Origin of the sequence: Paracoccus alcaliphilus (genome assembly GCF_028553725.1) — a bacterium.
Lineage (GTDB): Bacteria > Pseudomonadota > Alphaproteobacteria > Rhodobacterales > Rhodobacteraceae > Paracoccus > Paracoccus alcaliphilus.
The window spans coordinates 166,365-192,297 of sequence record NZ_CP067127.1; the positions used below are offsets into that span (position 1 = coordinate 166,365).

Genomic DNA, 25,933 nt, shown 5'->3' on the forward strand with positions numbered 1-25,933 from the left:
CTTTTCCTGCCGTTCGTTCAGGATACGCCGGTCCACCCTGCCGTTTCGCGCAGGACGCCCTCGGTTCGGAACATTCCGGATATCATCAAGCAAGCGGCGGGTCGCGACTGCGCCTATCGAGCGCGGAACAATCGTGACACGCTGTTCATGTCAGTAAGATCCAGGGTGTGATCCATGATCATAGACGCAATATTCTCGGCACTCGACACGGTGCTGACACTACAACACTTCAAGTACCTGCTGGTCGGAGTCCTGGTCGGCCTGGTGGTCGGCATCCTGCCGGGGCTGGGCGGAATCGTGGGCATGTCGCTTCTGCTGCCCTTCGTTTACGGCATGGAGCCAAGCTCGGCCATGGCCATGCTGATCGGCATCCTGCCGGTTCTGGCAATCGCGGATACCTTTGCATCGGTGCTGATGGGGATTCCGGGTTCATCGGCCTCGCAGGCGACCATTCTTGACGGCTTTCCGCTGGCCAAGAAGGGTCAGGCGGCGCGGGCGCTCAGCGCGGCCTTCACGGCGTCGCTTTTCGGCGGTCTGTTCGGCGCATTGGTGCTGACGGTTGCCGTGCTTCTGGCGCGACCGCTGATCCTGTCCTTCGGCGCGGCCGAGTTGTTCATGCTGACGATATTCGGCCTGTCGATGGTCGGCGTCCTGTCCGGGCAGAGCCTTGCCAAGGGCCTTGCGGCCTGCGCCGCCGGGCTTGCGCTTGGCGCGGTCGGCGCGGCCCCGGCAACGGGCGAATACCGGATGGAGTTCGGCTCGCTCTACCTGATGAACGGCCTGCCGCTGGTGATCGTCGGCCTGGCGCTGTTCGCCATCCCCGAGATCGGCGACCTGCTGCGCAAGAACAGCTCGATCGCCAGCGGCGCCACCGGCCTCGGCCAAGGCTGGGCTCAGGGGATCAGGGATACCTGGGTATATCGCTGGCTGACGCTGCGTCTGGCGGGTCTGGGCGCGATTCTGGGCATGATCCCGGGCCTTGGCGGATCGGTCGTGGACTGGATCGCCTATGGCCATGTCATCCAGACCTCGAAGGACCGCAGCCAGTTCGGCAAGGGCGACATCCGCGGCGTGATCGCGGTGGAATCGACCACCTCGTCGAAAGAGGGCGGCGGCCTTGTCCCGACCCTGCTGTTCGGGATTCCGGGCTCGGGCTCGATGGCGATCTTCCTGGCGGGCATGGTGCTGATCGGGCTGCAACCCGGACCGGCGATGGTCAGCACCAACCTCGACGTGACCTATACGATCGTCTGGTCGCTGGCGGTCGCCAACGTGATGGGGACCGCGCTTTGCATCGTGCTTGCGCCGTCGGTCGCCCGGATCACCACGATCCGCTATCCCCTGATCGCGCCCTTCATGATCATGGTGATCTCGTTCGCCGCCTTCCAGCCGAACCGCTCGCTCTATGACCTGGTGACGCTGCTGGTGCTGGGGGTCGTCGGCATCCTGCTGCGCCGCTTCGGCTGGCCGCGCCCGGCCTTTCTGATCGGCTTCGTGCTGTCCACGCAGGGCGAACGCTATCTGTATCAGGCGCTGCAATTCTCGGGCTGGAGCTTTTTCACCCGTCCGATCGTCCTGATCATCGCGGGAATCATCATCCTGTCGGTCTGGCTCAGCATCCGCTCGACCAAGGGCGAGGGCGGCAAGATCCAGACCGAGGGCAGCGGCACCGTTTCCGACGACCACCCGATCTGGCCGCAATACGCCTTCACCCTGGGGCTGGTGGCGCTTTTCGCCTTCGCCATCTACGATACCATCGGCCTGACGACGCTTGGCAAGATCTTCCCGATGGGCATCGCTATCGCGGGGCTTGTCGCCTGCGCCTTCGTGCTGGTGCCGCAGCTTCGGGGCAACCGTCAGAGCGGCGCCGTTTTCGACGCCGAAGAGCAGAACCGCCAGGACGAGGACGGGCCGGTTTCGCTGCTGGGCTATATAGGCTGGCTTGCGGCCTTCGTCGCGACGATCGCGCTGGTGGGCTATTTCCTTGCGGTGCTGATCCTTTTCTTCGCCTTCCTGCGCATCGTCGCCAGGGCGGGCTGGCTTCAGATCGCGCTGCTTACGGCCGCTGCCGCAGGGATCCTGATGGCATTGGTCGGGGCGCTCAATATGGTGATGCCCGAGGGCCTGTTGCAGCGGCACTTCTACGACTATCTGTTCTGGCCGCTGATCTGACACGGGCCGGTCACCAAAATCATTGCCCGCGCCTAATCGCGCGGGCAATTTCTGTCAAACCGGAGGAGAAACATTCATGGCAAGGCAATATGCCATCCCCTGCATCCTGATGCGTGGCGGCACGTCCAAGGGCCCTTATTTCCGCACAACCGACCTGCCCGCCGATCCCGGGGCGCGCGACCGCGTGTTGCTGGCCGTGATGGGTTCGCCCGATGCGCGGCAGATCGACGGGATCGGGGGCGCCGATACGCTGACCTCGAAAGTGGCGATGGTGCAGCCTTCCTCGCGCGAGGGGGTGGATGTGGATTACCTGTTCGCGCAGGTTTCGGTCACCGAAGCCGTGGTCGATACCGCACCATCCTGCGGCAATATCCTTGCAGGTGTCGGCCCCTTTGCCATCGAACGCGGCATGGTCCCGGCGACGGGAACCGAGACGCGGGTCATCATCTATAACGTCAATACCGACAGCCGGATCGAGGCGCTGGTGACGACGGATGGCGATGGCGTCGATTACGACGGCGACACCGCCATCGCGGGCGTACCCGGCACCGCCGCCGCCGTGCGGCTGAACTTCATGGATATCGTGGGGTCCAAGACCAGCGGGCTGCTGCCAAGCGGCCATATCCGCGAAGAGATCGACGGTGTCGAGGTGACGCTGATCGACGTGGCCGTGCCGATGATGATCCTGCGCGCCGCCGATCTGGGCAAGACCGGCTATGAGACTCCGGCCGAGCTGGACGCCGACCGCGACTTCTTCGCCCGGCTGGAGGCGATGCGGCTCGAGGCCGGTCGCCGCATGGGGCTGGGCGACGTGACCGGCAAGGTGATCCCGAAGGTGGCGATCCTTGCCGCGCCGAAGGATGGTGGCCATATCGCCGCGCGCTATTTCGTGCCGCACAAGGCTCATGCCGCCTTTGCCGTGACCGGCGCGCTGTGCGTCTCGACCGTGGCGATGCTGGAGGGATCGGTCTCGGACGGGCTGGCGATCCGGCCCGAGGGCGAGGACCGCGAAATCCTGATCGAGCATCCCTCGGGCCAGATCGACGTGGCGCTGCGCACCTCGGGGCAGGGGGCAGGGTTGCAGGTGCTGAGTGCAGGCGCGATCCGCACCGCCCGCAAATTGTTCACCGGAGAGGTGTTTGTTCCCGCCGACACGATCTGAACGCTGGGTAACCGCAAATGGAAAGGGGTGCCGAGGCACCCAGCCCCTATGGTAAATGTTGATATTGGCTGGAACCGCCCCATGTGGGCGGCTCCACCGTGCTGAAAAACCCTGTCCTATCGGCCTCGATACGGTATCTTCTCTGGATCCTGCGTTCTTGCGGAACAGGGAAACTTGCCCTAACTTATCTGATATAGGAATAACTTACTCCTCGTTAAGATAAGTTGGAGTAACCGATGACCGATCTTCTCGTGTCCCGCCCGGATATGGCCGACACCATAGCAGCAATGCTCAGCCCGGATCCACTGGTCGGATCCCTCTCGGGGCTGTTTCTGGCGGCACCGCGCCGGACCGGGAAAAGCACGTTCCTCCGCACCGACCTTACGCCGTTGCTGAAGTCCAAGGGCAAGACCGTCCTCTATGTCGACCTATGGGCGGACCGGACTCGCGATCCTGGGGCGCTGATCTTCGACTGCATCCGCGCCGGACTCGAGGAACACTCCAGTTCGATCCGCAGGTTCCAGAAATCCATGCCGGTGGACAGAATCGGTATTCTCGGCTTTTCGATCAGCTTCAAGTCTGCCGAGGAGTTCACCGGCACCCCTTCGGATGCCCTGCAGCTCCTCGCTGCGGCTACTGGGCGGGATGTCGTGCTGATCGTGGATGAAGCCCAGCAGTCGCTCGAAAGCGAGGATGGCATCTCTGCGATGTTCGCGCTCAAGGCTGCGCGCGACGCGGTCAACCAAAAGCCGGGCGCCGACCAGCCGAAGCTCTACCTCGTCATGACTGGATCGCATCGCGACAAGCTTGCGGCCCTTGTCTATGATCAGAAGTCGCCCTTCTTCGGGGCGCAGGTGCGGGACTTTCCGCCTCTCGGGAAGGAATATTCCAAGGCTGTTGCAGACCGCGTCAACACCCATCTGTCCGAGGGCAATCGCCTCTCGGTAGATGAATTGGACCAGGCTTTCCAGAGGCTCGGCCGCAAGCCCGAGATGCTGATCGAGTGTCTCCGCGATCTGGTTCTGGAACCGGTCGAGGCGCCCATTGCCCTCGAGGCGATCGTAGAGCGCAGGAAAGCGCAGATGGAAGCAGCACGCAGGTCCGAAATTGCGGCGCTTTCAAATCTGCAGCAAGCTATCCTGCGGCGTATCGCCCGAGAGCGCACGGATTTTGCACCATTCACGGCTGAAACGCGACACGCTCTAGCCGAAGTAAACGGCGGGCGGATGCCCTCGCTCGGCGCGATCCAGAAGGCACTCGACGTTCTTCGGGAGAAGGGCTTCATCTGGCGCCCAGGCTATGGGGCCTATGCCCTGGAAAATGCCGAGATCGTCGGGGCCCTCGACCTTTAGGGCGGGGCACAGGAACTATCATCGTAAGCTCGTCCATTCCATTGCTCGCAGGGCTGAGAACGCAAAGTTCCAAACCGTATCAACATTTACCGTAGGGGCTAGGCCGTGGCACCCCTTTTCCTGTTCATGCGGGTCGGTCAGGTTCTGTTCTTGCCTGCCTCGGCCACCAGCGCGGTAAAGCGGAAAAAGCCGTGCACCATCTTGGAAAACGGCATCAGCAGAAACAGCGTCAGCACCGAGGCCAGATGCAGCGCCAGCAGCGGGCCGACCAGCGCAGATCCGGTCGCGGCGTAAAGCGCCAGACCCGACGCGGCCACCACGCCCAGCAGCAGGATGAAGGCCATCTCGCCGCCCCAGACCCGTTTAGCGCCCAGTTCCGGGTCGGCCTTCAGCTTCATCAGCGCCAGCCCGATCGTTCCGATCACCATCATGATCCCGCCCGGAACGCCCAGCAGTTTCGGCGGCGCCCAGAACGGATAGGGCGCGGGCCATGAAAAGACGTAATGCATGATCGTGCCGGCGCTGGTGGCGGCAAAGCACAGCAGGAAGCCCCACATGACCAGCTGGTGATGGATGCGGCGCTTCTGGCTGAAGCGGTCGCCGTTCTCGAAATTGCAGCCGTCGCCATGCCCGCCGTTGAGGTTCTTCATCCGCCCCGCCATGTCGCCCGCCTTCAGCAGGTCCGCGAACCGAATGCGCCCGCTGCCGGTCTCGCGCCAATAGTCGCGCAGGGACAGCCCGATCAGCACCAGCGGCGCGATGAAGGCGGGCAGGAAGATCGCCACCATCGCGTTATGGGCCAGATGGGCATAGAAACCGTCGCCGCTTTCGGGGCGGAACGCAGCCAGCACCCAGAAGAACACCGCCAGCGAGGCGACCAGCAGCCCGGCCATGGCCACACCCTTTTCCTGAAAGGCGCGGGCCAGCGCCTGCGGACGGGCCAGCCGTTCCCAGCTTTCGGTGCGCACCTCGGCCAGAGCGGCGGGGATGTTCAGCGCGAATTCATGCGGCGGGATGTATTGGCAGGCGTAATAGCAGCCCCGGCAGTTGTGACACAGATTGGCCAGATGGGTCAGGTCGCCATCGGCGAATGCCTTCTGACGGGTCATCGCCGGAAAGACCGAGCAGAACCCCTCGCAGTAACGGCAGGCGTTGCAGATCTCGATCTGACGGCGGGCCTCTTCGGTTGCGGTCAGCGGCTGGGTGGGGGCGAAATCAAGCGACATGGGCGGCGGCCTCCTTGCCTGCGATGCGTCCGAAGACGGTTCCGATGGTCATGCCGAAACCGGCCAGATAGCCTTGGCCCAGGATTGAACCGGCCATGATCTCGCCCGCGGCCCACAGATTGCGGATTGGGCCTTCGGGGGACTGGACCTGCGCCTGATCGGACACCTTCAATCCCAGATAGGTGAAGGTCACGCCGGGCCGCAGCTGATAGCCATAGAAGGGCGGCGTATCCAATGGTCGCGCCCAGTTGGTCTTGTTGATCTGCAATCCCTCGGTCGCCATCCCGTCCAGTTCGGTCGGGTGAAAGGTGCCGGGGCGGCAGGCGGCGTTGAATTCGGCCACGGTCGCCGCCACCCGTTCGGGGTCCAGCCCCATCTTCTGCGCCAGTTCGGGAATGCTGTCGGCCTTGATCGGCGGAAAGACCGAGGGCATGAACAGGTCGATGGACTTCGCGTCGATCAGCGCAAAGCCGACCTGATCGGGCTGGGCCGCGACCAGTCGCCCCCAGATCGCATAGCGCTTGGGCCAGACATCCTCGCCCTCGTTATAGAAACGCTCGCCATCCTTGTTCACCACGATGGAAAACGGCACGCAGTCCAGCCGGGTGACGATGCCGCCGTCATATTTAGGCGCGCGCCCGTCGATGGCGACCGCGTGGCATTGCGTCGGGTCGCCCACGCTGTCGGCGCCCTGATCCAGCATGTCGCGCAGCACCACGCCGCGATTATAGGGCGTGCCGCGTATCAGGAAATTCCGCGCCGCCGGACCCCATGCGCGGGCCAGCCAGTCGATATCGGCCTGAAACCCGCCCGAGGCCAGAACGAAGGCCTTTGCCCGCACCACCTGCGGCTGGCCCGCGATCTCTGCCTCCAGATGGGTGATCTTCTGCCCGTCGCGATGGACATGGGTTACCTGCGCATCGTAATGGACCTCGACGCCCAGATCCTCGGCGGTGTTGTAATAGGCGTTGACCAGCGCCTTGCCGCCGCCAAGGAAAAACGCGTTGGTGCGCGACAGCGACAGCGTGCCCGACAGCGAAGGCTGAAACTGCACCCCATGCGATTCCATCCACGGCAGGCATTCTTCCGATGTGCGGATTGCCATGCGGGCCAGGTGTTCGTCGGTCTTGCCCTTTGTGACCAGCATCAGGTCGTCGAAATATTCGTCCTCGCCATAGGCATCGGTCAGCACCGACATCGGCCCCCGATGCATGCAGCGGAAATTGCGGGTATGACGCGAATTGCCGCCGCGATAGGGTTCGGGCGCGCCTTCCAGAATGACCACCCGCGCCCCCGCCTCGGCAGCGGTGATCGCGGCGCAAAGCGCGGCGTTGCCGCCACCGACGACAGCGATGTCATATGTGTCGGGGGGTGTTCGGTGGCTCATTCGGCTTCCTCCAATGGGATGTCGCGGTTGCGCATGCCCCGGATGCGGGCCTTCAGCGCGGCCTCGACATGGCGTTTCATCGCCAGTTCTGCGGCGTCGCCATCACGCGCGGACAGCGCCGCGATCACTTCGGCATGTTCGGACACCGCGCCCTCTTGCCGCTCGGGTTCGGCCAGTGTGGTCGGGCCAAGAATCAGCAGCGTCTTTTGCAGGGCGCTGACCGTTTTCAGCAGATACCGGTTGCGCGCGGCGTCGATCAGCGTGCGGTGAAACTGGCGGTTGGCCTCTTGCGCGGGCGTCCCGACCGGGGCCGCAGCCAGCTGGGCGTTCAGCGCCACAAGTTCTTCGATCTCGACGGGCAGGGCCATCCGCGCGGCAAGGCGGGCCGCCGTGCCCTCCAGTACCGCCCGCATCTCATAAAGCTCGATCACCTCGCCATATTCCAGCCCGCGCACCGAGGCCCCCTGACGCGGCAGATGGGTGACCAGCCCGTCGGCCTCAAGCTGGCGAATCGCCTCGCGTACGGGGGTGCGGCTGATGCCCAGACGCTCGGCCAGTTCGGTTTCGCGCAGCCGCGCGCCGGGCAGAAGGCGGCCCTGCTGGATCTCTGACAGGATCTGCCGATAGGCGGTCTGGCCCTGCGGTGTGTCCGGATCGTCGCTCATGGCTGAAACTTCGCGAGTTGATTTGCATGTTGCACGCAGTTGCATACAGTGGGATACAATAATCGTCAACGCTTGGGGAGGTAAGCCGCATGACGTCATCCGCCACCATCCTGCCGCGTCTGGGAACGCTGGCCCTTGCGCTGGCCGGGGCGATCGTGTTTTCGGTCGCCGGTCTGCCGCTGCCCTTCCTGTTCGGGCCGATGTGCTTTTGTCTGGTTGCCGCACTTGGTGGCGCAAGGCTGAAGGGGATGGGGCAGGTCTCGGTCGGTGCGCGCACCATTCTGGGGGTCGCCATCGGGGCCTCGATCACGCCCGAAGTGATCAACCAGATCCCGCAGATGGCGATGAGCGTGGCGCTGATTCCGCTTTATGTGGGGCTGATCGGGGTGATCGGGGTGCCGTTCTTCCGCTGGCTGGGTTTCGATCCGGTGACCTCGTATTATGCCGCGATGCCCGGCGGATTGCAGGACATGGTGATCTTTGGCGAAGAGGCCGGGGCCGATACGCGCGCGCTGTCGCTGATCCATGCGACGCGGGTGGCGGTGATCGTCACGCTGGCGCCGATGATCCTGACATGGCTTTACGACGCGCCCCCCACCGGCGCCATCGGCGCCCCGGTGCTGGATCTGCCACCGGCGCAACTGGTGCTGATGGCGGCGGCGGCCCTGATCGGCTGGAAGGGAGGAGAGCGGATCGGGCTGTTCGGTGCCTCTATCCTTGGGCCGATGATCGTGACGGCGGTGCTGTCGTTGGCCGGTATCATCCAGTTCCGTCCCCCGGCCGAGGCGATCATGGCGGCGCAACTGCTGATCGGCATCGGTATCGGGGTGAATTATGTCGGCGTCACCCTGCTGGAACTGCGCAGTTTCGTGCTGGCCGGGCTGGCCTTCGTGCTGATCCTTGCGGTGCTGGCAGCGGGCTTTACCGAATTCGTGACGCTGACCGGGCTGGCCCCGCCGGTCGAGGGCTTTCTGGCCTTCGCACCGGGCGGGCAGGCGGAAATGACGGTGCTGGCGCTGGTGGTCGGGGCCGATATGGGCTTCGTGATCCTGCACCACCTGACCCGGATCGTGCTGGTCATTACCGGCGCCCCGGTTGCGGCAAGGTTGATGAAACTGCGCAAATCACCAAGATGATCCTCCAGAACAGAAGGAGCACCCGATGACATTAAGGATTGCGGTCCTTGACGATTATGCGGGGATCGCCCGCGACTATGCCGACTGGCCCGGCGAAGACCGGATCGAGGTCTTTCGCGACACCATTTCCGACCCCGATGCGCTGGTTGCCCGGCTGCTGCCCCATAATGTGATCTGCGTGATGCGAGAGCGCACGCCCCTGCCGGCCACGATCCTTGAACGCCTGCCGAATCTGCGGCTGATCGTGACCTCGGGCGCGCGCAACCTGTCGATCGACACGGCGGCTGCGGCGCGGCTGGGGATCACGGTCTGCGGCACCGAATCGCGTGGCAGCGCGACGGCAGAGCTGACCATGACGCTGATGCTGGCCCTGTCGCGGCGGATCGTGCCCGAAGCCAACTCGGCCAGCGCAGGGGGCTGGCAGACCGGCATGGGGCGCGATCTTTCCGGGCTGACGCTGGGGATCGTCGGCTATGGCCGGATCGGTGCGATGGTGGCCCGGCTGGCGCGGGTTTTCGGCATGCGGATCCTTGCATGGTCGCGCAGCCTGACGCCGGAAAAGGCCGCCGCGCTGGATGTTGACCACGCCGCCAGCCTGACCGAACTGATGGCGGGGGCGGATATCGTCTCGGTGCATCTGGTGCTGTCAGAAGAGACGCGGGGGCTGATCGGGGCTGCCGAATTCGCGGCGATGCGTCCGGGGGCGCTGTTTCTGAACACCTCGCGCGGGCCGGTGATCCAGGTGCCCGCGCTGCTGGACGGGCTGAGAAACGGACGGCCTGCCGGGGCGGCGCTGGATGTGCATGATATCGAACCCCTGCCGCAGGACGCGCCCCAGATCGACCGCGACCTGATCGATTCGGGCCGGCTGCTGCTGACCCCGCATCTGGGCTATGTCAGCGAACAGACCTTCCGGCTGTTCTATACCCAGATGGCCGAGGATATCGCGGCATGGAAGGCGGGCGCACCGATCCGTGTGATCGGGGCAGGGGCGCAATCTACTCCGAAAGCTTGATCGAGAAATCGCGGGCCAGGATCTGATGCACCCGGCGTCGGATATCGGGGTCAATGCGCAGGGCGCGCCGCGCCAGATCCTCGGCCTCGTCGCCGATCAGCAGCGGATAGACACCCAGTGCCGCGGGCGCGCCTTCATGGAAATCGGGGTCCTTCAGCAGCTTTCCCCACGCCTCCAGCCAGATCCGGCGCAGCGGTTCGGGCGTGTCCGACGGGATCACCACCATCTTCTGGGCGGCAAAACCGGCGATGAAGAAGGCGTGATAGATCTCGTAATCCGGGCCCGACGGCGGCTGGCCATAAAGGTGTTCATAAACCTCTTCGACGGTGGGCAGGTCGGGAAAGGTCGGATCGCGCTGCGTCCGGCCGTCCGGGCCCATCACGCCCCATGACATCAGCGGCACCAGATCGCCCGACTGGAAGGCTGGCATCAAATTGCGCAGCACCGATGCGGTGGTCTGATAGTCGATATTGACGTCGCCTTCGATCATCGCGGTCAGGCCGTCATGGCGGCCGGTATAGCCAAAGACATATTGCACTTCGAGGCCCAGCAGCCGGAAGGCCAGAAACGGCACCAGATCCAGCGAGGTCGGCCCCTGACTGGCAAAGACCAGCCGCCGGTCGCGCAACTTCCGGATATCGCGCCACGATTCCAGCCCCAGCCCGGCCGAGACGAAAACCACCCCTCCGGTGGGCGAGGTCGCCAGAACCGTCCAGTCCTCGTAATCGTAATGAACGCGGAAATCGCCCAGCAGATAGGGGAACTGGGTCGAACCCGAGGTGCCAAGGATCATCCGCCCGTCCGGCTCGGCGCGCGCGGCGAAGATATTGGCGCCACGGGTTCCGCCGCCGCCCGCCTCGTTGACGATATTGACCTGCGGATTGCCCGGCAGATGCCGTGCCAGCAAGGGGGCAAGAAAATGCGCCCAGGTATCGGACCCGCCCCCGGCGCTGAAGGGGATGATCCAGTCGATTTCCTGACCGATCGGCGAAGGCTGCGAATCCTCGGCATGTGCGGCCCCGGCCAACAGGCTCAGCGCCACGACAGCCGCCCGCAAACATGATCCGGCAAGCCTTACCATCCGGCATTCCTCCCCCACAGCCGTTCGGTTCCCCTGTCCGTTTGTAGGGTCAGCGGGGCCGGCAGGCCACCCCCGAATGGTCTGCCCCTTGCCTGCCGGGACCGGGCAGCGCAGTATTCAGCATTGCCCCGCCACCACCCGGTAGCTGCCCATGCGGATCGTCTTGATCGAGGATAACCAGATTCTTGCGCGCGCCGTCGAACAGGCGCTGCGGCAGGATGGCCATTCGGTGGACTGGTTGGCCGATGGGGCGGACGGGGCGCAGTTTCTGGCCGATGAGGGCGCCGATCTGGCCATCGTCGATATCAACCTGCCGCGGATGAGCGGGCTTGACGTGGTGCGCGGGCTGGTTGCCGCGGGGGGCGAGATCCCGGTGATGATGCTGACCGCCCGCGACGCCCTCAGCGACCGCGTCGCCGGGCTGGACGCGGGGGCGGATGACTATCTGACCAAGCCGTTCGAGATGGCCGAGCTGCGCGCAAGGGTGCGGGCGCTGGGGCGGCGGCGCGGCAAACGCAGTCAGGCGCCGGAACGGATCGGGGATCTTTCCTATGACCGGCTGGGCCAGCGGCTGATGGCACCCGACGGGATGCTGGACCTGACCCGGCGAGAGATGGCGCTGTGGGAGGCATTGTTCGACCAGGCCGAGCGCGTGCTGTCGAAATCGGCGCTGTGCGACAGCATCTATGGCACCGGCGCAGATGTGGATATGAACGCGGTCGAATTGCTGATCTCTCGGCTGCGGCGCAAGATCGACCGCTATGGGGTGACGATCCGCACGATCCGGGGTCTTGGCTATATGTTGCAGACATCCGGGGCGGCCTGATGCGCCGCCGTCTGAGGCTTATCAGCCTGCGCTCCCGGCTGTTCGTTCTGATCATCGCGCCGCTGGCGCTGGTGGCGCTGCTGGCCAGCATGGTGCTGCACTGGATGGCGCGCGACATGTCGCAGGATCTTTATGACGACACGCTGCGCGTCGTTGCCCATGCCGTCGCGCGCGAATCGGTGCTGAGCGGCGGCAATATCCTGCCCGAGGCGCTGCTGCATTCGCTGGTGGGGGCGATTGGCGGCCCGATCTATTATCAGGTCGTGGCCTCGGGCGGGCTGTTCGTCGCGGGCTATTCCGATCCGCCCCCGCCGCCGTCGGACATGCAGCCGGGTCTGGGCGCGCCGATCTTCTATGACGCGGTCTATCGCGGCGAGCGGGTGCGGGTCGTGGCGCTGCTGGAACATATCGTCGATCCCGAAATGGACGGCTGGACCTCGATTCATGTCTGGCAGACGGTCACGCGGCGGCAGGAACTGAGCATGACCATGCTGGCCCAGTCGGCGGCGGTGCTGGCCTTGCTGGTGGCGGCGGCGGCGGCACTGGTCTGGCACGGCATCGACCGCGGGCTTGCGCCGCTGACCCGCCTGCGCGATGCGGTCGCGCTGCGCACCACCAACGACCTGCATCCGATCCGGCGCAGCGTGCCGCCCGAGGCCGAGCCGCTGGTCAGGACGATCAACACGCTGTTCCTGCGCCTGTCCGAGGAACTGGAGCGGCGCAATGCCTTCATCTCGAACGCCGCCCATCAGCTGCGCAACCCGGTGGCGGCGATCCAGGCGCAGGCGGAATCCGCGCTGGCGGCCGGCAGCGATCTGGACCGCGATCAGCGGCTGAACGATCTGGCGCTGGCGGCGCGCCGGTTGTCGCGGATGAGCCAGCAGCTTTTGCGTCTGGATGCGGCGACGATGGGCCCCGACGATGGTCATTCGGCGGCGGTGGATTTCGGCCAGCTGGTCGGCGACGTGGCCCGCCGCCATGTGCCGCGCGCGCTGCGCCGGGGGGTCGAGGTGACGCTGGACGACGCCGACGAACCCTTGCCGGTGCGGGCCAACGCGATCCTTCTGGAAGAGGCCATCGACAATGTGATCGACAACGCCTTGCGCTATGGCTGTCCTTCGGGATCCGGGCTTTCGCTGCGTCTGGGCCGGGCAGGGGACTGCGCCGTCCTGCGAGTGGCCGATCAGGGTCCGGGCATCCCGCCCGACATGCGCGAAAAGGTGTTCGAACGCTTTGTCCGCCTGTCCAGCGAGGATGACGGCGGCAGCGGACTGGGCCTGCCGATCGTGCGGGCCATCATCCACAACGATGGCGGCACGGTCGGAATCGAGCCCTCGGCCAGCGGCTGCGTGCTGGCCATCACCCTGCCGCTGACGCACATGCAGAAGACGTGACGGAACCTGCATGTTCTGAACGCCTATATCCTGAACAGACGTCAGCATCACTTGCCGGAAAAAATGAAAACCTGCGGCGGCCGGCGCTGCATCACTTCCCCAGATGAACCGTTCTGCCCGGTGCAAGCGATCCAAGGAATGCCTCGTCGTGGCTGATGACCAGCACCGCACCGTCATAGGCAGTCAGCGCGGCCTCCAGTGCAGTGATGCCGTCCAGATCAAGATGATTGGTTGGCTCGTCCAGGATCAGCAACTCGGGCGGTGGCATGGCCCCAAGGGCACAGGCGAGACCGGCGCGCAAGCGCTCGCCACCGCTCAGTTCGCCCGCCTGACGCAAGGCATCTGCCGCACGGAAACCGAACCGGGCCAGTGCCGCATGGGCGGTATGCATATTCGCGGAAGGGTTCAGGCGCCGGAAATTCTCGTGCAGGGTGCGGGCCGGATCGAGCAACCCGAGATGCTGATCCAGCAGCGCGAACGGCACCATCAGGTTCACCCGCCCGCGTTGCGGGATAATCTGCCCGGTGATGATCTTCAGAAGCGTGGTCTTTCCGCTGCCGTTCGGCCCGGCAATGACGATACGCTCGGGGCCGGTAACAGTCAGCGACAGATCGCGGATCACAGGGCGGGCGGGATCATATCCGCCGGTCACGCCATCCAGCCGCAACACCGTCTTGCCGGGTGCAAGGCCGGTCGGCGGAATGTCCATGCGCAGCGGTTGCAACAGTTCGATCTTCTCGCGCGCGGCGGACAGCGCCTCGTTCGCCGCTTCGCGCCGCGCATCGCGCAGGTGCACGCCCGCGCCGCCCGAGGCTTCGGCCCGGCCCTTGGCGGCATCCATCAGGATTTTCGGCTGATCGCCCTTGGCCCGCGCCCGGCGCCCGGCACTGTCCTTGCGCGCCTTGCGCTCGGACGCCTGCTGCGCGCGCCGCGCCGCATCAGCGCGGGACTTTTCCGCATGGGCAAGGTCGCGCGCCGCCGCCGCCAGTTCAGCGTCCTTGCGTTGCCGGAAGGCACTGTAATTCCCGCCATATCGGGCCGCCCCCAGCGAGGTCAGCTCGACAATGGCGTCCATTTCCTCCAGCAGCGCGCGATCATGGCTGACGATGATCGCGCCCCCTGTCCAGCCCCGGACGAGGTCGATCACCGCCCCGCGTCCGTTACGGTCGAGATTGTTCGTCGGCTCGTCCAACAGCAGGAAATCCGGCTCTGCAAGGATCAGGGCGGCCAGGGCGGCGCGGCTGCGCTGTCCACCGGATAGCGTCACAAGCGGCGTCTGCGGCCCGACAGAGAGACCGCACCGTAAAAGCGCGGTTTCGATCCGCGCGGGCAATGTCCAGTCTGCGTCAGCCAGTTCGTCGGCATTCGCCAGCCCTGCCTCTGCCCGGTCCAGCAAGTCCAGCGCGGGGCGCATTCCGAACAGGTCGGCGATGGTATCATCGGGCCGCTCCATCGCATCCTGCCGCATCATGGCGATGGTTCCAGTTACCTGAACCTGACCAGAAGTCGGCGATAAATCGCCCGATATCAGGCGCAGAAGCGTGCTCTTGCCGGTGCCATTGCGTCCGACAATGCCGGTGCGTTCAGGCCCGAAGGTCAGGTTGAGGTCAGTGAAAAGCGGGGTGCCGTCAGGCGTGGACCAGGTGAGGCCGGACAGGGAAACGGATGCAGGCATTGGACAGAACTTCTCGCAGCGAAACCGAAGGGGTGAATGCGGCGAGGTTCAGGTCCATAGGGGTGGCGTCTCCGATAGAAAGATCGCCTTAAATTAGGGGCCGCCCGGCAGTTTTGCAAGCCGGGGAAATCAGCGGATTCCGGGCTCCGCTTGCTGGCTGCGGGCTAACGCGCTGGCTTGCACGACCTTCGACATCGTCGGCCTGCTTGCGTTTCCGGTATTCGCGCCCCGGAATGGTGGGGTGTTTTCATGCACATTCCACATCCGGCTTTCGATTGCGCAATTCGTCCACCAGCACGCGGGTATTTTCGGAATAATCGACCGGCACTTCGACCAGATGGACGCCACCACCCGCAAAGGCGGCTTCGAGCACCGGCACCAGATCCGCGACGGCGGTGACTCGCGATCCCTTCGCACCATAGCTTTCGGCATAGCGCACGAAGTCGGGATTGCCAAAGCTCATGCCGAAATCCGGGAAGCCGTCCACCGCCTGTTTCCAGCGGATCATGCCATAGGCATTGTCGTTCAGGATCACGACGACAAGGTTCAGCCCAAGCCGTACTGCCGTTTCCATCTCTTGCGAGTTCATCATGAAACCGCCATCGCCGCAGACCGCCATGACGCGCCTGTCGGGATACAGCATCGCCGCCGTCATCGCCGAGGGCAGACCCGCACCCATCGTCGCCAGCGCATTGTCCAAAAGCAGCGTATTGGCGACATGGGTGCGGTAGTTGCGGGCGAACCAGATCTTGTACATGCCGTTGTCCAGACAGACGATGCCGTCTTCCGGCATCACCTTGCGGACATCATGGACGATGCGCTGGGGCGTGACCGGGAAGCGGTCTGCCTCGGCACGGTCGTTGAGGCGGGCAAAGATCTTCCGGCGCAGCTCAAGCATCCCATCGTCGGCACTCAGCCGGCCTTCCAGCCGCGCGCCAAGCGCTTCGACAGAGGCCCCGATATCCCCGATCACCTCGATATCCGGATAATAGACCTGCTCGACCGTGGCGGATTGATAGCCGATATGGATCACCTTCGGCCCGCCGGCGCTTTTCATCAGGAAGGGCGGCTTCTCGACCGTGTCGTGGCCGATGGCGACGATCAGGTCGGCGCGCTCTACGGCCTCGTGGACATGGTCGCCCTCGGACAGCGCGGCGGTGCCCATGTAAAGGTTGGAGCCGCCGGTGACGGCGCCCTTGCCCATCTGCGTATTGAAAAACGGCAAGCGTGTGCGCGCCACGAAGCTTGACAGCGGTTCAACCAGCGACGGCCGGTTGCCTGCCGCGCCGACCATCACCAGCGGACGTTTGGCAGCAAGGATCGTCTCGGCCGCAAGGTCCAGCGCCGCCACGCTGGCAACAGGACGCTCAAGCGTGTGGCGCGGGATGAGAACGGTATTCGCACTCTCCTCTGCGGCCACATCTTCCGGCAGTTCCAGATGGACCGGGCCTGGCCGCTCTTCCATCGCGACGCGGAAAGCGTCGCGAACGATCGCCGGAATGCTGCCCGCATCGACGATCTGCCGCGTCATCTTGGTCAGCGGCTTCATCGAGGCAACGATATCGACGATCTGAAAGCGGGCCTGCTTGGCGCTCCTTATGGGTTTCTGGCCGGTGATGAGGATCATCGGCATGGCGCCAAGATGGGCATAGGCCGCACCGGTCGCAAAATTCAGCGCGCCCGGCCCAAGCGTGGCAAGGCAGACGCCGGGCCTGCCGGTCAGCCGCCCATGCGTCGCCGCCATGAATGCCGCCGCCTGCTCGTGGCGCGTCAGCACCAGTTCTATGTTCGAGTTCCGCAGCGATTCCAGCATGTCGAGGTTTTCCTCGCCCGGCACCCCGAAGATGCGTTCCACGCCCTCGTTCTCAAGCGCGGCGACAAACAGGTCAGATCCTTTAGGCATGGTTTCAGCCTCCCGTGGCGGTCTTTTGCAAACACATTCCGATGATGCACAGAAAAGCCCCATCGCGGCAAATCGCCGACGATGGCGGCACCCGACGGACATCGCCTGATATTCGGCAAGATGAAGCAGCCCGTGCATCTGGCGCTTCATCCCTTCAGGCAGATCCCGACCTGTGAGGATAGAGATCGCGTGCTTATCGAATCGGGCGCGGTCGTGTGGATGCGCGACTGTCCTGCGGCAACGGCACCGCCAACACGCGCGGGGCTGCCTTGCAGCCCCCGGCTGCCTGCCCTAAATTCCATCCATGATGTTCATGTCCACATTCTTCCCGCTGATCTGAACGGCCCTGCCGTCCGGCGCGTTCGCGCCATCAGATCGACACGGCGCCCGCGCAGGCGCCCAACGGAGAATGCATGATGCCAAATCCCGACCCCACCGGCCTGACCCCGCGTCAGGTCCAGAGCTTCATCGACGACGGCTTCGTCAGGATCGACGGCGCCTTTCCCGCCGACCTCGCCCGGCAATGCCGGGAAAAGTTGTGGTCCGCAATGGGCCTTTCGCCCGACCGCCCCGAGAGTTGGACGCAGCCCGTCATCCGGATCGCCTCCATGTCCACGCCCGCTTTCGTCCAGGCCGCCAATACATCGCTGCTGCACCGGGCCTATGACCAGCTTGCCGGGTCGGATCGCTGGCTTGCGCCGCAAGGTTTGGGAAGCTTCCCGATCCGCTTCCCCTCGGCCAACGCACCAGGCGACGATGGCTGGCATGTGGACATGAGCTTCGGCGACAGCTCGGATTTCATGGAGTGGCGGGTCAATGTCAAAAGCAGTCATCGCGCGTTGCTGATGCTGTTCCTGTTCTCGGATGTCGGGCCTGACGATGCGCCAACCCGGATCAGGAAGGGCTCGCATATGACCATCGCCCGCGAATTGCTGCCCCATGGCGCGGCGGGCGCGACGCTGCGGCAATTGTCGGCGGACGGCTATGCCTCGACCGAAGCCTGCCCCGAGGCGCTGGCCACGGGCCCGGCGGGCACGGTCTATCTGTGCCATCCCTTCCTGGTTCATGCGGCGCAACCGCATCGGGGAACAGGGCCCCGCTTCATGGCGCAACCGCCGCTGCTGCCGAAGGGTGAATTCGATCCGGCACTGCCGCCCTCACCGGTCCAGATCGCGATCCGCAGGGCTTGCGGGCTGGAATTCTGACACCGGCAATGGCAGGCATCTGGAGGTCTGCATCGAACCGGGGAATTTCCCGGACACAGGCGCCTTCACCTATGCAGCGTCTTGCTTATCGAAACCATGACCGACCGCATGATGCCGATGACGCATTCGAATTGCTCAGGTCGTTCCCGCAACTGGCCCCGTCTGTTTATGAGCGGACGGATGGCGGACGCGCTTGGCCCTGAGGGCCCGAACATCTCAAGCAGATCGCAGAGGCATGGGCGGCGAAACAGAAGCCGGATCGTGGATCAATCCCTTGGCCCTCAACGGCATTCGTCAGACCATTCTGCCACCAGAGCGCTGGTTCAGGCGCAGCGCCCCGCGCAGGGCCAGCGCCTCCATGCTGTTGCGCCTGCCATCAAATCCCATGCGACGCATCATCCGTTCTTCATCCGGTGATGCGGCCTTGCCAAAGGCTGCCGCCAATAGCCGGGCCTTTCCCCGAACTGTCGCAGAGAGGTTCTTCAGCACTGTCATGGCGGGCAGTAATCGCTGCTCGATCTCACTGAAATCGGTGCCGAAGGGAAAACGAGGAAGAAGCGTCCGATGCGGGTCCAGCCAGTCGTCCAATCGCTTGGGTGAATTTCGTGTTGCGCTGACGGGCAGCCGGAAGTCCTGCGGCAGCTTGCCCACTGATTTGGCGCGGCGAAGAAGCCCCGGCTGAAAGCGGCTGTCTGCGATGCCGATCAGGGCGGCGACGGTCTGGGCATCGGTCTTGCCGCGCAGGTCGGCGATGCCGTATTCGGTCACGACGATATCGCGCATGTGCCGCGGCACGCTGACCGAGGGCAGCGACCACGAGAGATTGCTGCGAAGCCTGCCCTTGGCCATCCGGGTGGCGGGCAGGGTGATGATCGCCCGCCCGTCATCCAGCGCGAAGGCCTGCTCGACAAAGTTGAACTGCCCGCCGATGCCGCTGATGACCTTTCCGTCGGTGACGGTATCGGACATGACATCGCCCAGCAGGGACACCTGCATCGCCGCATTCACGAAACGCGCCTTCTTACGCGCCGCCCGCCTGCCGGGTTCGTCGCCGTAAAGCTGGTTGGTGAAGCTGACCGGAACCATGCCGATCCGGGCGCGGCGGCCGGGTTCCATCTGGCGCAGGCGCCGATAGAAATCCCGCGTCTCGACGAAGAAGCCGGCATGGATCGCGCAGCCATCCACCTCGCGGTCGATGACGCCTTCGTCGAACAGCTCCAGCAATCCGCCGACCAGCATCTCGGTGACGGCGTAAAGCCCTGTCGTGAACGGGCCGTCGGCGCCTTGCGGCCGGGTGAAGGGGCAATCCTCTTGCAGCGCCTGGTCCAGCCCGCGATGGCGCAGCAGCAGCGCATTCGCCACCGCATCACCGACCGAGCCGATGCCGATCTGCAATGTGCCGCCATCCTCGATCAGGCGACTGACATGCAGTCCGATCGCATGGCTTGCGTTATCGACAAGGCGCCTGGGGGCGGAAAACAGCTCGTAATCACCGGGTCGATCCAGCACCAGAGCGAATTCCTTTGGGCTGAGGATCGCATCTTGTCCGGCGAAAAACGGCAGTTCCGCATGGGTTTCAGCGACGGCCAGAAAATCCAGAACGCCGTCGCGGCGCATGCGGAACAGATCTGCCGAGATATCGGTATTGCCCGACAGGCTGAACCGCCCGTCCGCCTCGGCCACCAGTTGCGCCACGACATTCGGGCGCATCCCGACCAGCAGATCAAGCGCGTGGGTATAGTTGACCGAGATGTAATCCTGCTGCGCCTGCGCGACGTCACTCCAGCGGCCCGCCATGAAAAAGAACTCGCTGACCCTGATATTGTCGGGCAGATCGCCGCGCCGCAGCAGGTCGGCATAGAGCAGTTGCGGATAGGCGCCGAACAGCCGGTCCAATGCCGGCTCCAGAAAGCGCCGCTCGATCCCGCTGCCGGGTTGAGGCCGTTCCAGCGTCAGCGCGGTGAAGATAGACAGTTCGATCCGGGGATCCTCGCAGGCCAGCCGCACCAGCGCATTGGCGATGGATACCGGCTTGCCAAGACCAAGTGGCAGTGCAAGGCGGATCGTGCCGTCGGTCCGCGAAACGATTTCCCGCGCGACGGCATCGGCGTTGTCATGCCGTGTCATTCGCTCCAACCCGGATCGGGGCGGAACCTTTCGCCGTGGCGATCCGCCAGTTCGTCCAGCCTGTGCCGGATTTCATTAATACCGCGCGTGTTGGCGTAACGCATCGGCCCGCCCCGGAACGGCGCGAATCCGGTGGCGAAGATCATCGCGCCATCCACCTGATCCGCGTCGCGCGCGATGCCCTTGCGCAGGCATTCCATGCAGGCATCCAGTATCGGCAGGAACAGCCGGTCCTGAAGATCCTCGGGGCCGGTCTGCGCGGTTTCGGGACGCGGCGTGCCGTCCGACCAATCGTAAAAGCCGCGCCCGGCCTTCTTGCCGGTCTCGCCCGCCTTTACCTTCTTGCGCAGGCGTGGGCTGATCTCGGGTATCGGCTTCTTCAGGGCCAATTTCAGGCTTTCGGCCACGTCGAGGCAGATATCGAGACCCACCTGATCGGCCAGCGTCACCGGACCCATCGGCATGCCGAAATCGAGGGCGGCGCGGTCGATGACCTCTTTCGGGACACCTTCGTCCATCAGCACCATCGCCTCCATCAGATAGGAAACCAGCGCGCGATTGACCAGAAAGCCCGGATAGTCGTGCAGCAGCGCGGGCAGTCGGTCGATGGCCCCGCAGAAGGCCGCAAGGCGGTCCATGACCTCTGGCGCGGTGCTGGCGTGGCCGATGACCTCGACCAGCTGCATCCTGGCGACAGGGTTGAAGAAATGCAGCCCGGCGAAAAGCGCGGGATCGGGCACCGCGCGGGCCAGTTCCGTCAGCGACAGGCTGGAGGTATTCGTGGCAAGGATCGCATCCTTTCTCATCCGGCCCGCCGCCTCGCGATGGATCCGGGCCTTCAGGGCCGCGTCCTCGGGGACGGCCTCGATCACCAGATCGGCGCGTGCACAACCGTAACCCTTCGGGTCCGGCATCAGCCGGTCCAGCGCGTCGCGCGTCTCGATCCCGCCCAGATGGCTGTCGCGGCAGATCTGCGCCGCCTGCCGGATCGCGCGGGCCAGCGCCTTTGGTTCCAGATCGGCCAAGGTCACGCGCTTGCCCCGGATCGCGGCCCATGCGGCGATGCCCGCGCCCATCTCTCCCGCGCCGATCACATGGACATGGGCGATTCCGTCATCGCCGCGGCCAGCCTGTTTCAGTCCCTGTTGCAGAAAGAACACCCGGCGCAGGTTCCGCGAGGTTTCGCTGTCCAGCAACCGTGCAAAGCTGGCGATCTCGGCCTTCTGCATCGCGTTGCGGTCGCCGCCATGTGCCTCCCACAAGTCGATCAGCGCATAGGGCGCAGGGAAATGCGCGGAGGGCGCCTTCTTCCCGGTCTCGGCACGCATCCGGGTGGCGGCGAGGCTGCGGGCCTTGTGCAAGGCGAGGGCGCGGGATTTCAGCCCCTTCACCGAAGGATCGACCTTGCCGTCGATGATGGCCTCGACGGCCGCGCGGACATGGCGTTCCCGGGTGACGACATCGACGACGCCCAGCTTTTTCGCCTTTTCGGTATGCGCGGATTTGCCGGTCAGCATCAGGGTCATCGCCTCGATGGGGTCGATCAGGCCGGTCAGCCGGAACGTGCCGCCAAGACCCGGATGCAGACCCAGATTGACCTCGGGAAAGGCAAATTTCGCGCCGTCGATGGCGATGCGGTGGTCGCAGGCCAGCGCGATCTCGAACCCCGCGCCAAGGGCCGCGCCATGGATGATGGCGATGGTCGGGCAGGGCAGGGACGCCAGCCGATCCAGCACCGCATGGCCCTGTTCCAGCAGTTCCACCGCCCCCTGACCGCTGATGCGGTCGAAGCTGTCGATATCCGCGCCCGCCGCAAAACCGCCGGCCTTGGCCGAGCGGATGACCACCCCGCGCGGCGGGGACCCGGCCAGATCGCGCAGTGCCGCATCAAGGCCGGTCAGCACATCCTCGGTAACGGTATTGACCGGGCTGGCTTCGCAATCCAGCACCAGCCAGACGATACCGTCGGCCTCGGCCCGTCGCCAGGGATGGGTGGTCTGGTCCGCCGCCGGGCCAAGCTCCAGCCGCGTTCTGTTCAGGAACTCCATTGCGCTGGTCATCACGCCACCTCCAGCAGCATCGCGACGCCCTGTCCGCCGCCGATACATTCGGTGGCGATGCCGCGCCGGTGGCCAAGGCGGCGCATGGCATTGGCCAGATGCAGCACGATCCGGTTGCCGCTGGTGCCGACGGGATGGCCAAGCGAGATCGCCCCGCCATCGACATTCAGCCGGTCGCGGTCTATCCGCCCGAAGGGCTGCGCAAGCCCCAACACCTCGCGGCAGAAATCCCCGTCCTGCCACGCGGCAAGGCAGGCCAGCACCTGCGCGGCGAAGGCCTCGTTGATCTCCCACAAGTCAATGTCGTCGCAGGACAGCCCGTGGCGTTGCAGCAATGGCGTGGTGGCCAGAACCGGGCCAAGCCCCATGATCGAGGGGTCCAACGCCGCCCATTCGCTGTCCACGATCCGCGCAAGGGGCGTCAGCCCGTGACGCCGGACGGCATCTTCCGAGGCAAGGATGGTCCAGCAGGCACCATCGGTGATCTGGCTGGCATTGCCCGCCGTTACCTTGCCATAAGGCGGCTCGAAGGCGGGCTTCGGTTTGGCCAGCCCCTTCATGTCGCTGTCGGGACGGACGCCGTCGTCGCGCAGATGGGCGTTGCCGTCGCGGTCGAAGGCCGGCATCACCTCGTCCTCCAACCAGCCCTGATCCTGTGCGCGGGCCAGCCGGTGATGGCTGTCCATCGCATAGGCATCGGCGGTTGCACGGTCGATGCCAAAGCGATGGGCCAGAATTTCTGCGGTCTGACCCATGTTCAGCGCGGTGATCGGGTCGGTCAGCCCGCGTTCCAGCCCGACGACCGGCTTGAGGAATCCCGGACGGAAGCCGGTCACGGCCGTGGCGCGGGCGACGGGGCCTTTGGCATTGGCCATGTCGCCGAACCATTCGACCGCCTCCTGCCGCAGCACGAGGGGCGCATGGCTCAGTGCCTCGGTGCCGCCGGCCAGGATGATGTCGTGGCTGCCCTCGCGGATGTAGCGCAGGGCGGTGTCGATCGACTGCATCCCCGATCCGCAATTGATCTGCACGCTGAAGGCCACGGTGCTGTCGGGCAGGCCCAGACGCAGCGCGGCCACGCGGGCGGGGTTCATTTCGTCGGCGATGACATTGACGCAGCCGAGGATCACCAACTCGATCAGGTCGGGATCAAAGGGCTGCCGCGCCAGCAGGGGCCGGCCGCATTGCACCGCCAGATCGACCGGGGTGAAGGGGCCGGGCCTGCCCCGCGCCTTGAGGAAAGGCGTGCGCGCGCCATCGACCAGCCAGACGGTCCGGGTCATTGCGTGACCTCCGTTGTGCCGGGAAAGAGGCGCGCAATTTCCTCGGACGTGAAATCATCGACGGCGACGACCTGCGCGACCAGATCCTGCATTTCCGTCAACCGCGCCCGTTCCGCGTCAGAGATCACCCCGGACGCCAGCCCGCTGTCGGGATCGTGCCCGGCCTCGCGCAGCTTCGCCGTCACAGGTTCCAGCGCGACCACGGCGGCGAAGGCGCGGTTCAGCAGGGCGACGCCGCCATGCGCGCAGCCATCGTCCAGCCGCCCGATGATCCGGTCGCGGGTGGGTGAGGGTGCAAAGATCAGCCCGGCGCAGCGTTCGACCAGCGCATCATAGGGCGGGCGGGGCGCGCCGCCGGGTAGGGTCAGGAACCGGCCAAGCGCGGCGGCCCAACGGGCAGGAAAGTTCCGCAGCACCTGATCCAGCGCGCCGCGGATATTCGCGGATCCGCGCGCGGCGGCGTATTCCAGCAGCGGCAGATCCTCGGGCGACTGGCCGTCGTCGCGCCAGCGTTTCAGCGCGGCAGACAGCAGATACATCTCGGACAGCGCGTCGCCCATGCGGATCGAGATCATCTCCTTGCGCTTCAGCGCCCCGCCCATGGTCAGAAAGGCCAGTTCCGCGATCAAGGCCATCGCCGCCGACCAACGCGACAATTGCCGATAGATCGGTGCCGCCTCGCCCGCATCGTCGGGCGCAGGTGCAAGCCGCCCGCCGGTCCATGCCCGCCACCATGCCCGCCCCGTGGTCCGCAGGGCATGACCGACATGCGCCCAGAAGGCGCGGTCGAAGGCATCCAGGCTTTGTTCCTCGTCCTCGATCTGCAATGCCTGCATCTCGTCCAGCAGATGCGGATGCGCGCGGATCGAGCCCTGCCCGAAAATGATCAGCGCGCGGGTGACGATATTCGCGCCCTCGACCGTGATGCCGATGGGCACCGCGCGATAGAGCGGCAGCAGATAATTCGATGGCCCGTCGATCACCGCCTTGCCGGAATGCACGTCCATCGCGTCATTGACCGCCTCGCGCATCCGCGCCGTGGCATGGGCCTTCATGATCGCGGAAATCACCGACAGCGCCCGGCCCTCGTCCAGCCCGGCGCAGGTCAGGCGGCGGGCGGATTCCATCACATAGGCGTCGGTGGCAAGCCGCGCCATCGGCTGCTGGACGCCGCCGAACTTGCCGATGGGCAGGTTGAACTGCTGGCGGATGCGGGCATAGGCGCCCGTCACATGGGCCGACACCGAAATCGCCGCGCAACCCATCGAGGGCAGCGAGATGCCGCGCCCGGCGGCAAGCGCGCTCATCAGCATCATCCAGCCGCGCCCGGCATGGTCGGGCCCGCCGATGATATGGTCCAGCGGGATGAAGACATCCGTGCCGGTCGTTGGCCCGTTCATGAACATCGTGGTCGAGGGGATATGCCGCCGCCCGGTTTCCACGCCCGGCAGATCGGTCGGAACCAGCGCGCAGGTGATGCCGATATCCTCGGTATCGCCCAAGAGCCCGTCCGGATCGCGCAGCTTGAAGGCAAGGCCCAACACCGTGCAGACCGGCGCAAGCGTGATGTAGCGCTTGGCCCAGTTCAAGCGGATGCCCAACACCTCTTGCCCGTCCCACATCCCCTTTTCCACGATGCCCTCGTCGCGCATGGCCGAGGCGTCCGACCCGGCTTCGGCGCTGGTCAACCCGAAGGCGGGCAGTTCGCGGCCATCGGCCAGCCGGGGCAGCCAGTATTCCTTTTGCGCATCGGTGCCGAATTGGTGCAAAAGCTCGCCCGGACCCAGCGAATTCGGGACCATCACCGTCACCGCCGCCGCGACGGACCGCGTCGAGATATAGCGCACCACCTCAGAATGGGCGAAGGCCGAAAAGCCCAAACCGCCATGTTCCTTGCCGATGATCATCCCGAAAAAGCGGTGCTGGCGCAGATGCCGCCAGATTTCCGGCGGCAGGTCGGCATCGGACTGGTTCACCTGCCAGTCGTCGATCATGGCGCAAAATTCGCGGCAGGGGCCGTCGATGAAGGCCTGTTCCTCCGGGGTCAGTTCCGGGGCCGCCGTCGCATGCAGCCTGCCCCAGTCGGGATTGCCGGAAAACAGCTCTGCCTCCCACCAGACCTCGCCCGCGCCAAGCGCCTCGGCCTCTGTCGCGGACAGTTGCGGCAGGGCGCGCTTCGCCCATCTGCGGATCGGGCGGGTGATACGGTTCCTGCGAAATCCAGCCATGACGCCTCCTTCATGGCTCAACAGCGCCCGAGAAAG

The 25,933-nt window shown here is 65.2% G+C and carries 18 protein-coding genes; 8 read left to right on the top strand and 10 right to left on the bottom strand.

Annotated features, from left to right (window positions below; genetic code table 11):
* Positions 1 to 174 precede the first annotated feature (174 nt).
* The 3 genes from JHW40_RS22895 (at position 175) to JHW40_RS22905 (ending at position 4,686) form a co-directional block, all read left to right on the top strand.
* Positions 175 to 2,172 carry a tripartite tricarboxylate transporter permease gene (locus JHW40_RS22895; protein WP_090610369.1) on the top strand — a complete coding sequence of 666 codons (1,998 nt, stop codon included), beginning with the start codon at positions 175 to 177 and terminating at the stop codon, positions 2,170 to 2,172.
* Positions 2,173 to 2,248: 76 nt separating this feature from the next.
* Positions 2,249 to 3,334 carry a 4-oxalomesaconate tautomerase gene (locus JHW40_RS22900; protein WP_090610368.1) on the top strand — a complete coding sequence of 362 codons (1,086 nt, stop codon included), beginning with the start codon at positions 2,249 to 2,251 and terminating at the stop codon, positions 3,332 to 3,334.
* Positions 3,335 to 3,570: 236 nt separating this feature from the next.
* On the top strand, positions 3,571 to 4,686 hold the full coding sequence (locus JHW40_RS22905) for an ATP-binding protein (protein WP_139208096.1): 1,116 nt from the start codon (positions 3,571 to 3,573) through the stop codon (positions 4,684 to 4,686).
* 137 nt (positions 4,687 to 4,823) lie between these two features.
* Here the strand turns inward: JHW40_RS22905 and tcuB are convergent, their stop codons facing one another.
* Genes tcuB through JHW40_RS22920 form a run of 3 tightly spaced genes read right to left on the bottom strand, consistent with a single transcriptional unit; the run spans position 4,824 to position 7,964 of the window.
* Positions 4,824 to 5,912, bottom strand: a complete 1,089-nt coding sequence (gene tcuB / locus JHW40_RS22910; RefSeq protein WP_090610366.1) for a tricarballylate utilization 4Fe-4S protein TcuB — start codon at positions 5,910 to 5,912, stop codon at positions 4,824 to 4,826.
* Entirely contained in the window at positions 5,902 to 7,299 is a 1,398-nt protein-coding gene (tcuA, locus tag JHW40_RS22915; protein ID WP_090610365.1) for an FAD-dependent tricarballylate dehydrogenase TcuA, read from the bottom strand. The genes tcuB and tcuA overlap by 11 nt, the downstream gene beginning before the upstream one ends.
* Positions 7,296 to 7,964 carry a GntR family transcriptional regulator gene (locus tag JHW40_RS22920; RefSeq protein ID WP_090610364.1) on the bottom strand — a complete coding sequence of 223 codons (669 nt, stop codon included), beginning with the start codon at positions 7,962 to 7,964 and terminating at the stop codon, positions 7,296 to 7,298. Before JHW40_RS22920 ends, tcuA begins: the two co-directional genes overlap by 4 nt.
* An 89-nt stretch (positions 7,965 to 8,053) precedes the next feature.
* Here JHW40_RS22920 and JHW40_RS22925 point away from each other — a divergent pair, with 89 nt between their 5' ends.
* Positions 8,054 to 9,100, top strand: coding sequence for an AbrB family transcriptional regulator (locus JHW40_RS22925; RefSeq protein ID WP_090610363.1), 1,047 nt, complete (start codon positions 8,054 to 8,056; stop codon positions 9,098 to 9,100).
* Positions 9,101 to 9,125: 25 nt separating this feature from the next.
* Complete coding sequence (locus JHW40_RS22930; RefSeq protein ID WP_090610362.1) at positions 9,126 to 10,115, top strand: D-2-hydroxyacid dehydrogenase family protein; 990 nt, start codon at positions 9,126 to 9,128, stop codon at positions 10,113 to 10,115.
* Here the strand turns inward: JHW40_RS22930 and JHW40_RS22935 are convergent.
* The gene (locus tag JHW40_RS22935; RefSeq protein WP_090610361.1) at positions 10,099 to 11,196 is read right to left on the bottom strand and encodes a Bug family tripartite tricarboxylate transporter substrate binding protein; all 1,098 of its coding nucleotides are present in this window, start codon (positions 11,194 to 11,196) and stop codon (positions 10,099 to 10,101) included. The genes JHW40_RS22930 and JHW40_RS22935 overlap by 17 nt on opposite strands.
* A 151-nt stretch (positions 11,197 to 11,347) precedes the next feature.
* Here JHW40_RS22935 and JHW40_RS22940 point away from each other — a divergent pair, with 151 nt between their 5' ends.
* Both JHW40_RS22940 and JHW40_RS22945 read left to right on the top strand, forming a co-directional pair.
* The gene (locus tag JHW40_RS22940; protein WP_090610360.1) at positions 11,348 to 12,022 is read left to right on the top strand and encodes a response regulator transcription factor; all 675 of its coding nucleotides are present in this window, start codon (positions 11,348 to 11,350) and stop codon (positions 12,020 to 12,022) included.
* A complete protein-coding gene (locus JHW40_RS22945; protein ID WP_090610359.1) occupies positions 12,022 to 13,416 on the top strand; it encodes a sensor histidine kinase in 1,395 nt (464 codons plus the stop codon). Before JHW40_RS22940 ends, JHW40_RS22945 begins: the two co-directional genes overlap by 1 nt.
* A gap of 91 nt (positions 13,417 to 13,507) precedes the next feature.
* Here the strand turns inward: JHW40_RS22945 and JHW40_RS22950 are convergent, their stop codons facing one another.
* Positions 13,508 to 15,091 carry an ABC-F family ATP-binding cassette domain-containing protein gene (locus JHW40_RS22950; protein WP_090610358.1) on the bottom strand — a complete coding sequence of 528 codons (1,584 nt, stop codon included), beginning with the start codon at positions 15,089 to 15,091 and terminating at the stop codon, positions 13,508 to 13,510.
* A gap of 247 nt (positions 15,092 to 15,338) precedes the next feature.
* Positions 15,339 to 16,994: an acetolactate synthase large subunit gene (locus JHW40_RS22955; protein ID WP_090610357.1), complete on the bottom strand. Its 1,656-nt coding sequence runs from the start codon at positions 16,992 to 16,994 to the stop codon at positions 15,339 to 15,341.
* A gap of 416 nt (positions 16,995 to 17,410) precedes the next feature.
* Between JHW40_RS22955 and JHW40_RS22965 the strand changes: the two genes are divergently transcribed.
* A complete protein-coding gene (locus JHW40_RS22965) occupies positions 17,411 to 18,199 on the top strand; it encodes a phytanoyl-CoA dioxygenase family protein (RefSeq protein WP_090610413.1) in 789 nt (262 codons plus the stop codon).
* Positions 18,200 to 18,493: 294 nt separating this feature from the next.
* On the opposite strand, the gene JHW40_RS22970 is transcribed toward JHW40_RS22965, so the two are convergent.
* Genes JHW40_RS22970 through JHW40_RS22985 form a run of 4 tightly spaced genes read right to left on the bottom strand, consistent with a single transcriptional unit; the run spans position 18,494 to position 25,897 of the window.
* Positions 18,494 to 20,326, bottom strand: coding sequence for an acetyl-CoA hydrolase/transferase C-terminal domain-containing protein (locus JHW40_RS22970; RefSeq protein WP_090610355.1), 1,833 nt, complete (start codon positions 20,324 to 20,326; stop codon positions 18,494 to 18,496).
* Positions 20,323 to 22,386, bottom strand: a complete 2,064-nt coding sequence (locus tag JHW40_RS22975) for a 3-hydroxyacyl-CoA dehydrogenase NAD-binding domain-containing protein (protein WP_090610354.1) — start codon at positions 22,384 to 22,386, stop codon at positions 20,323 to 20,325. Before JHW40_RS22975 ends, JHW40_RS22970 begins: the two co-directional genes overlap by 4 nt.
* Complete coding sequence (locus tag JHW40_RS22980; RefSeq protein WP_090610353.1) at positions 22,386 to 23,669, bottom strand: acetyl-CoA C-acetyltransferase; 1,284 nt, start codon at positions 23,667 to 23,669, stop codon at positions 22,386 to 22,388. The genes JHW40_RS22975 and JHW40_RS22980 overlap by 1 nt, the downstream gene beginning before the upstream one ends.
* Positions 23,666 to 25,897 carry an acyl-CoA dehydrogenase gene (locus JHW40_RS22985; protein ID WP_090610352.1) on the bottom strand — a complete coding sequence of 744 codons (2,232 nt, stop codon included), beginning with the start codon at positions 25,895 to 25,897 and terminating at the stop codon, positions 23,666 to 23,668. Before JHW40_RS22985 ends, JHW40_RS22980 begins: the two co-directional genes overlap by 4 nt.
* Positions 25,898 to 25,933: the final 36 nt, after the last annotated feature.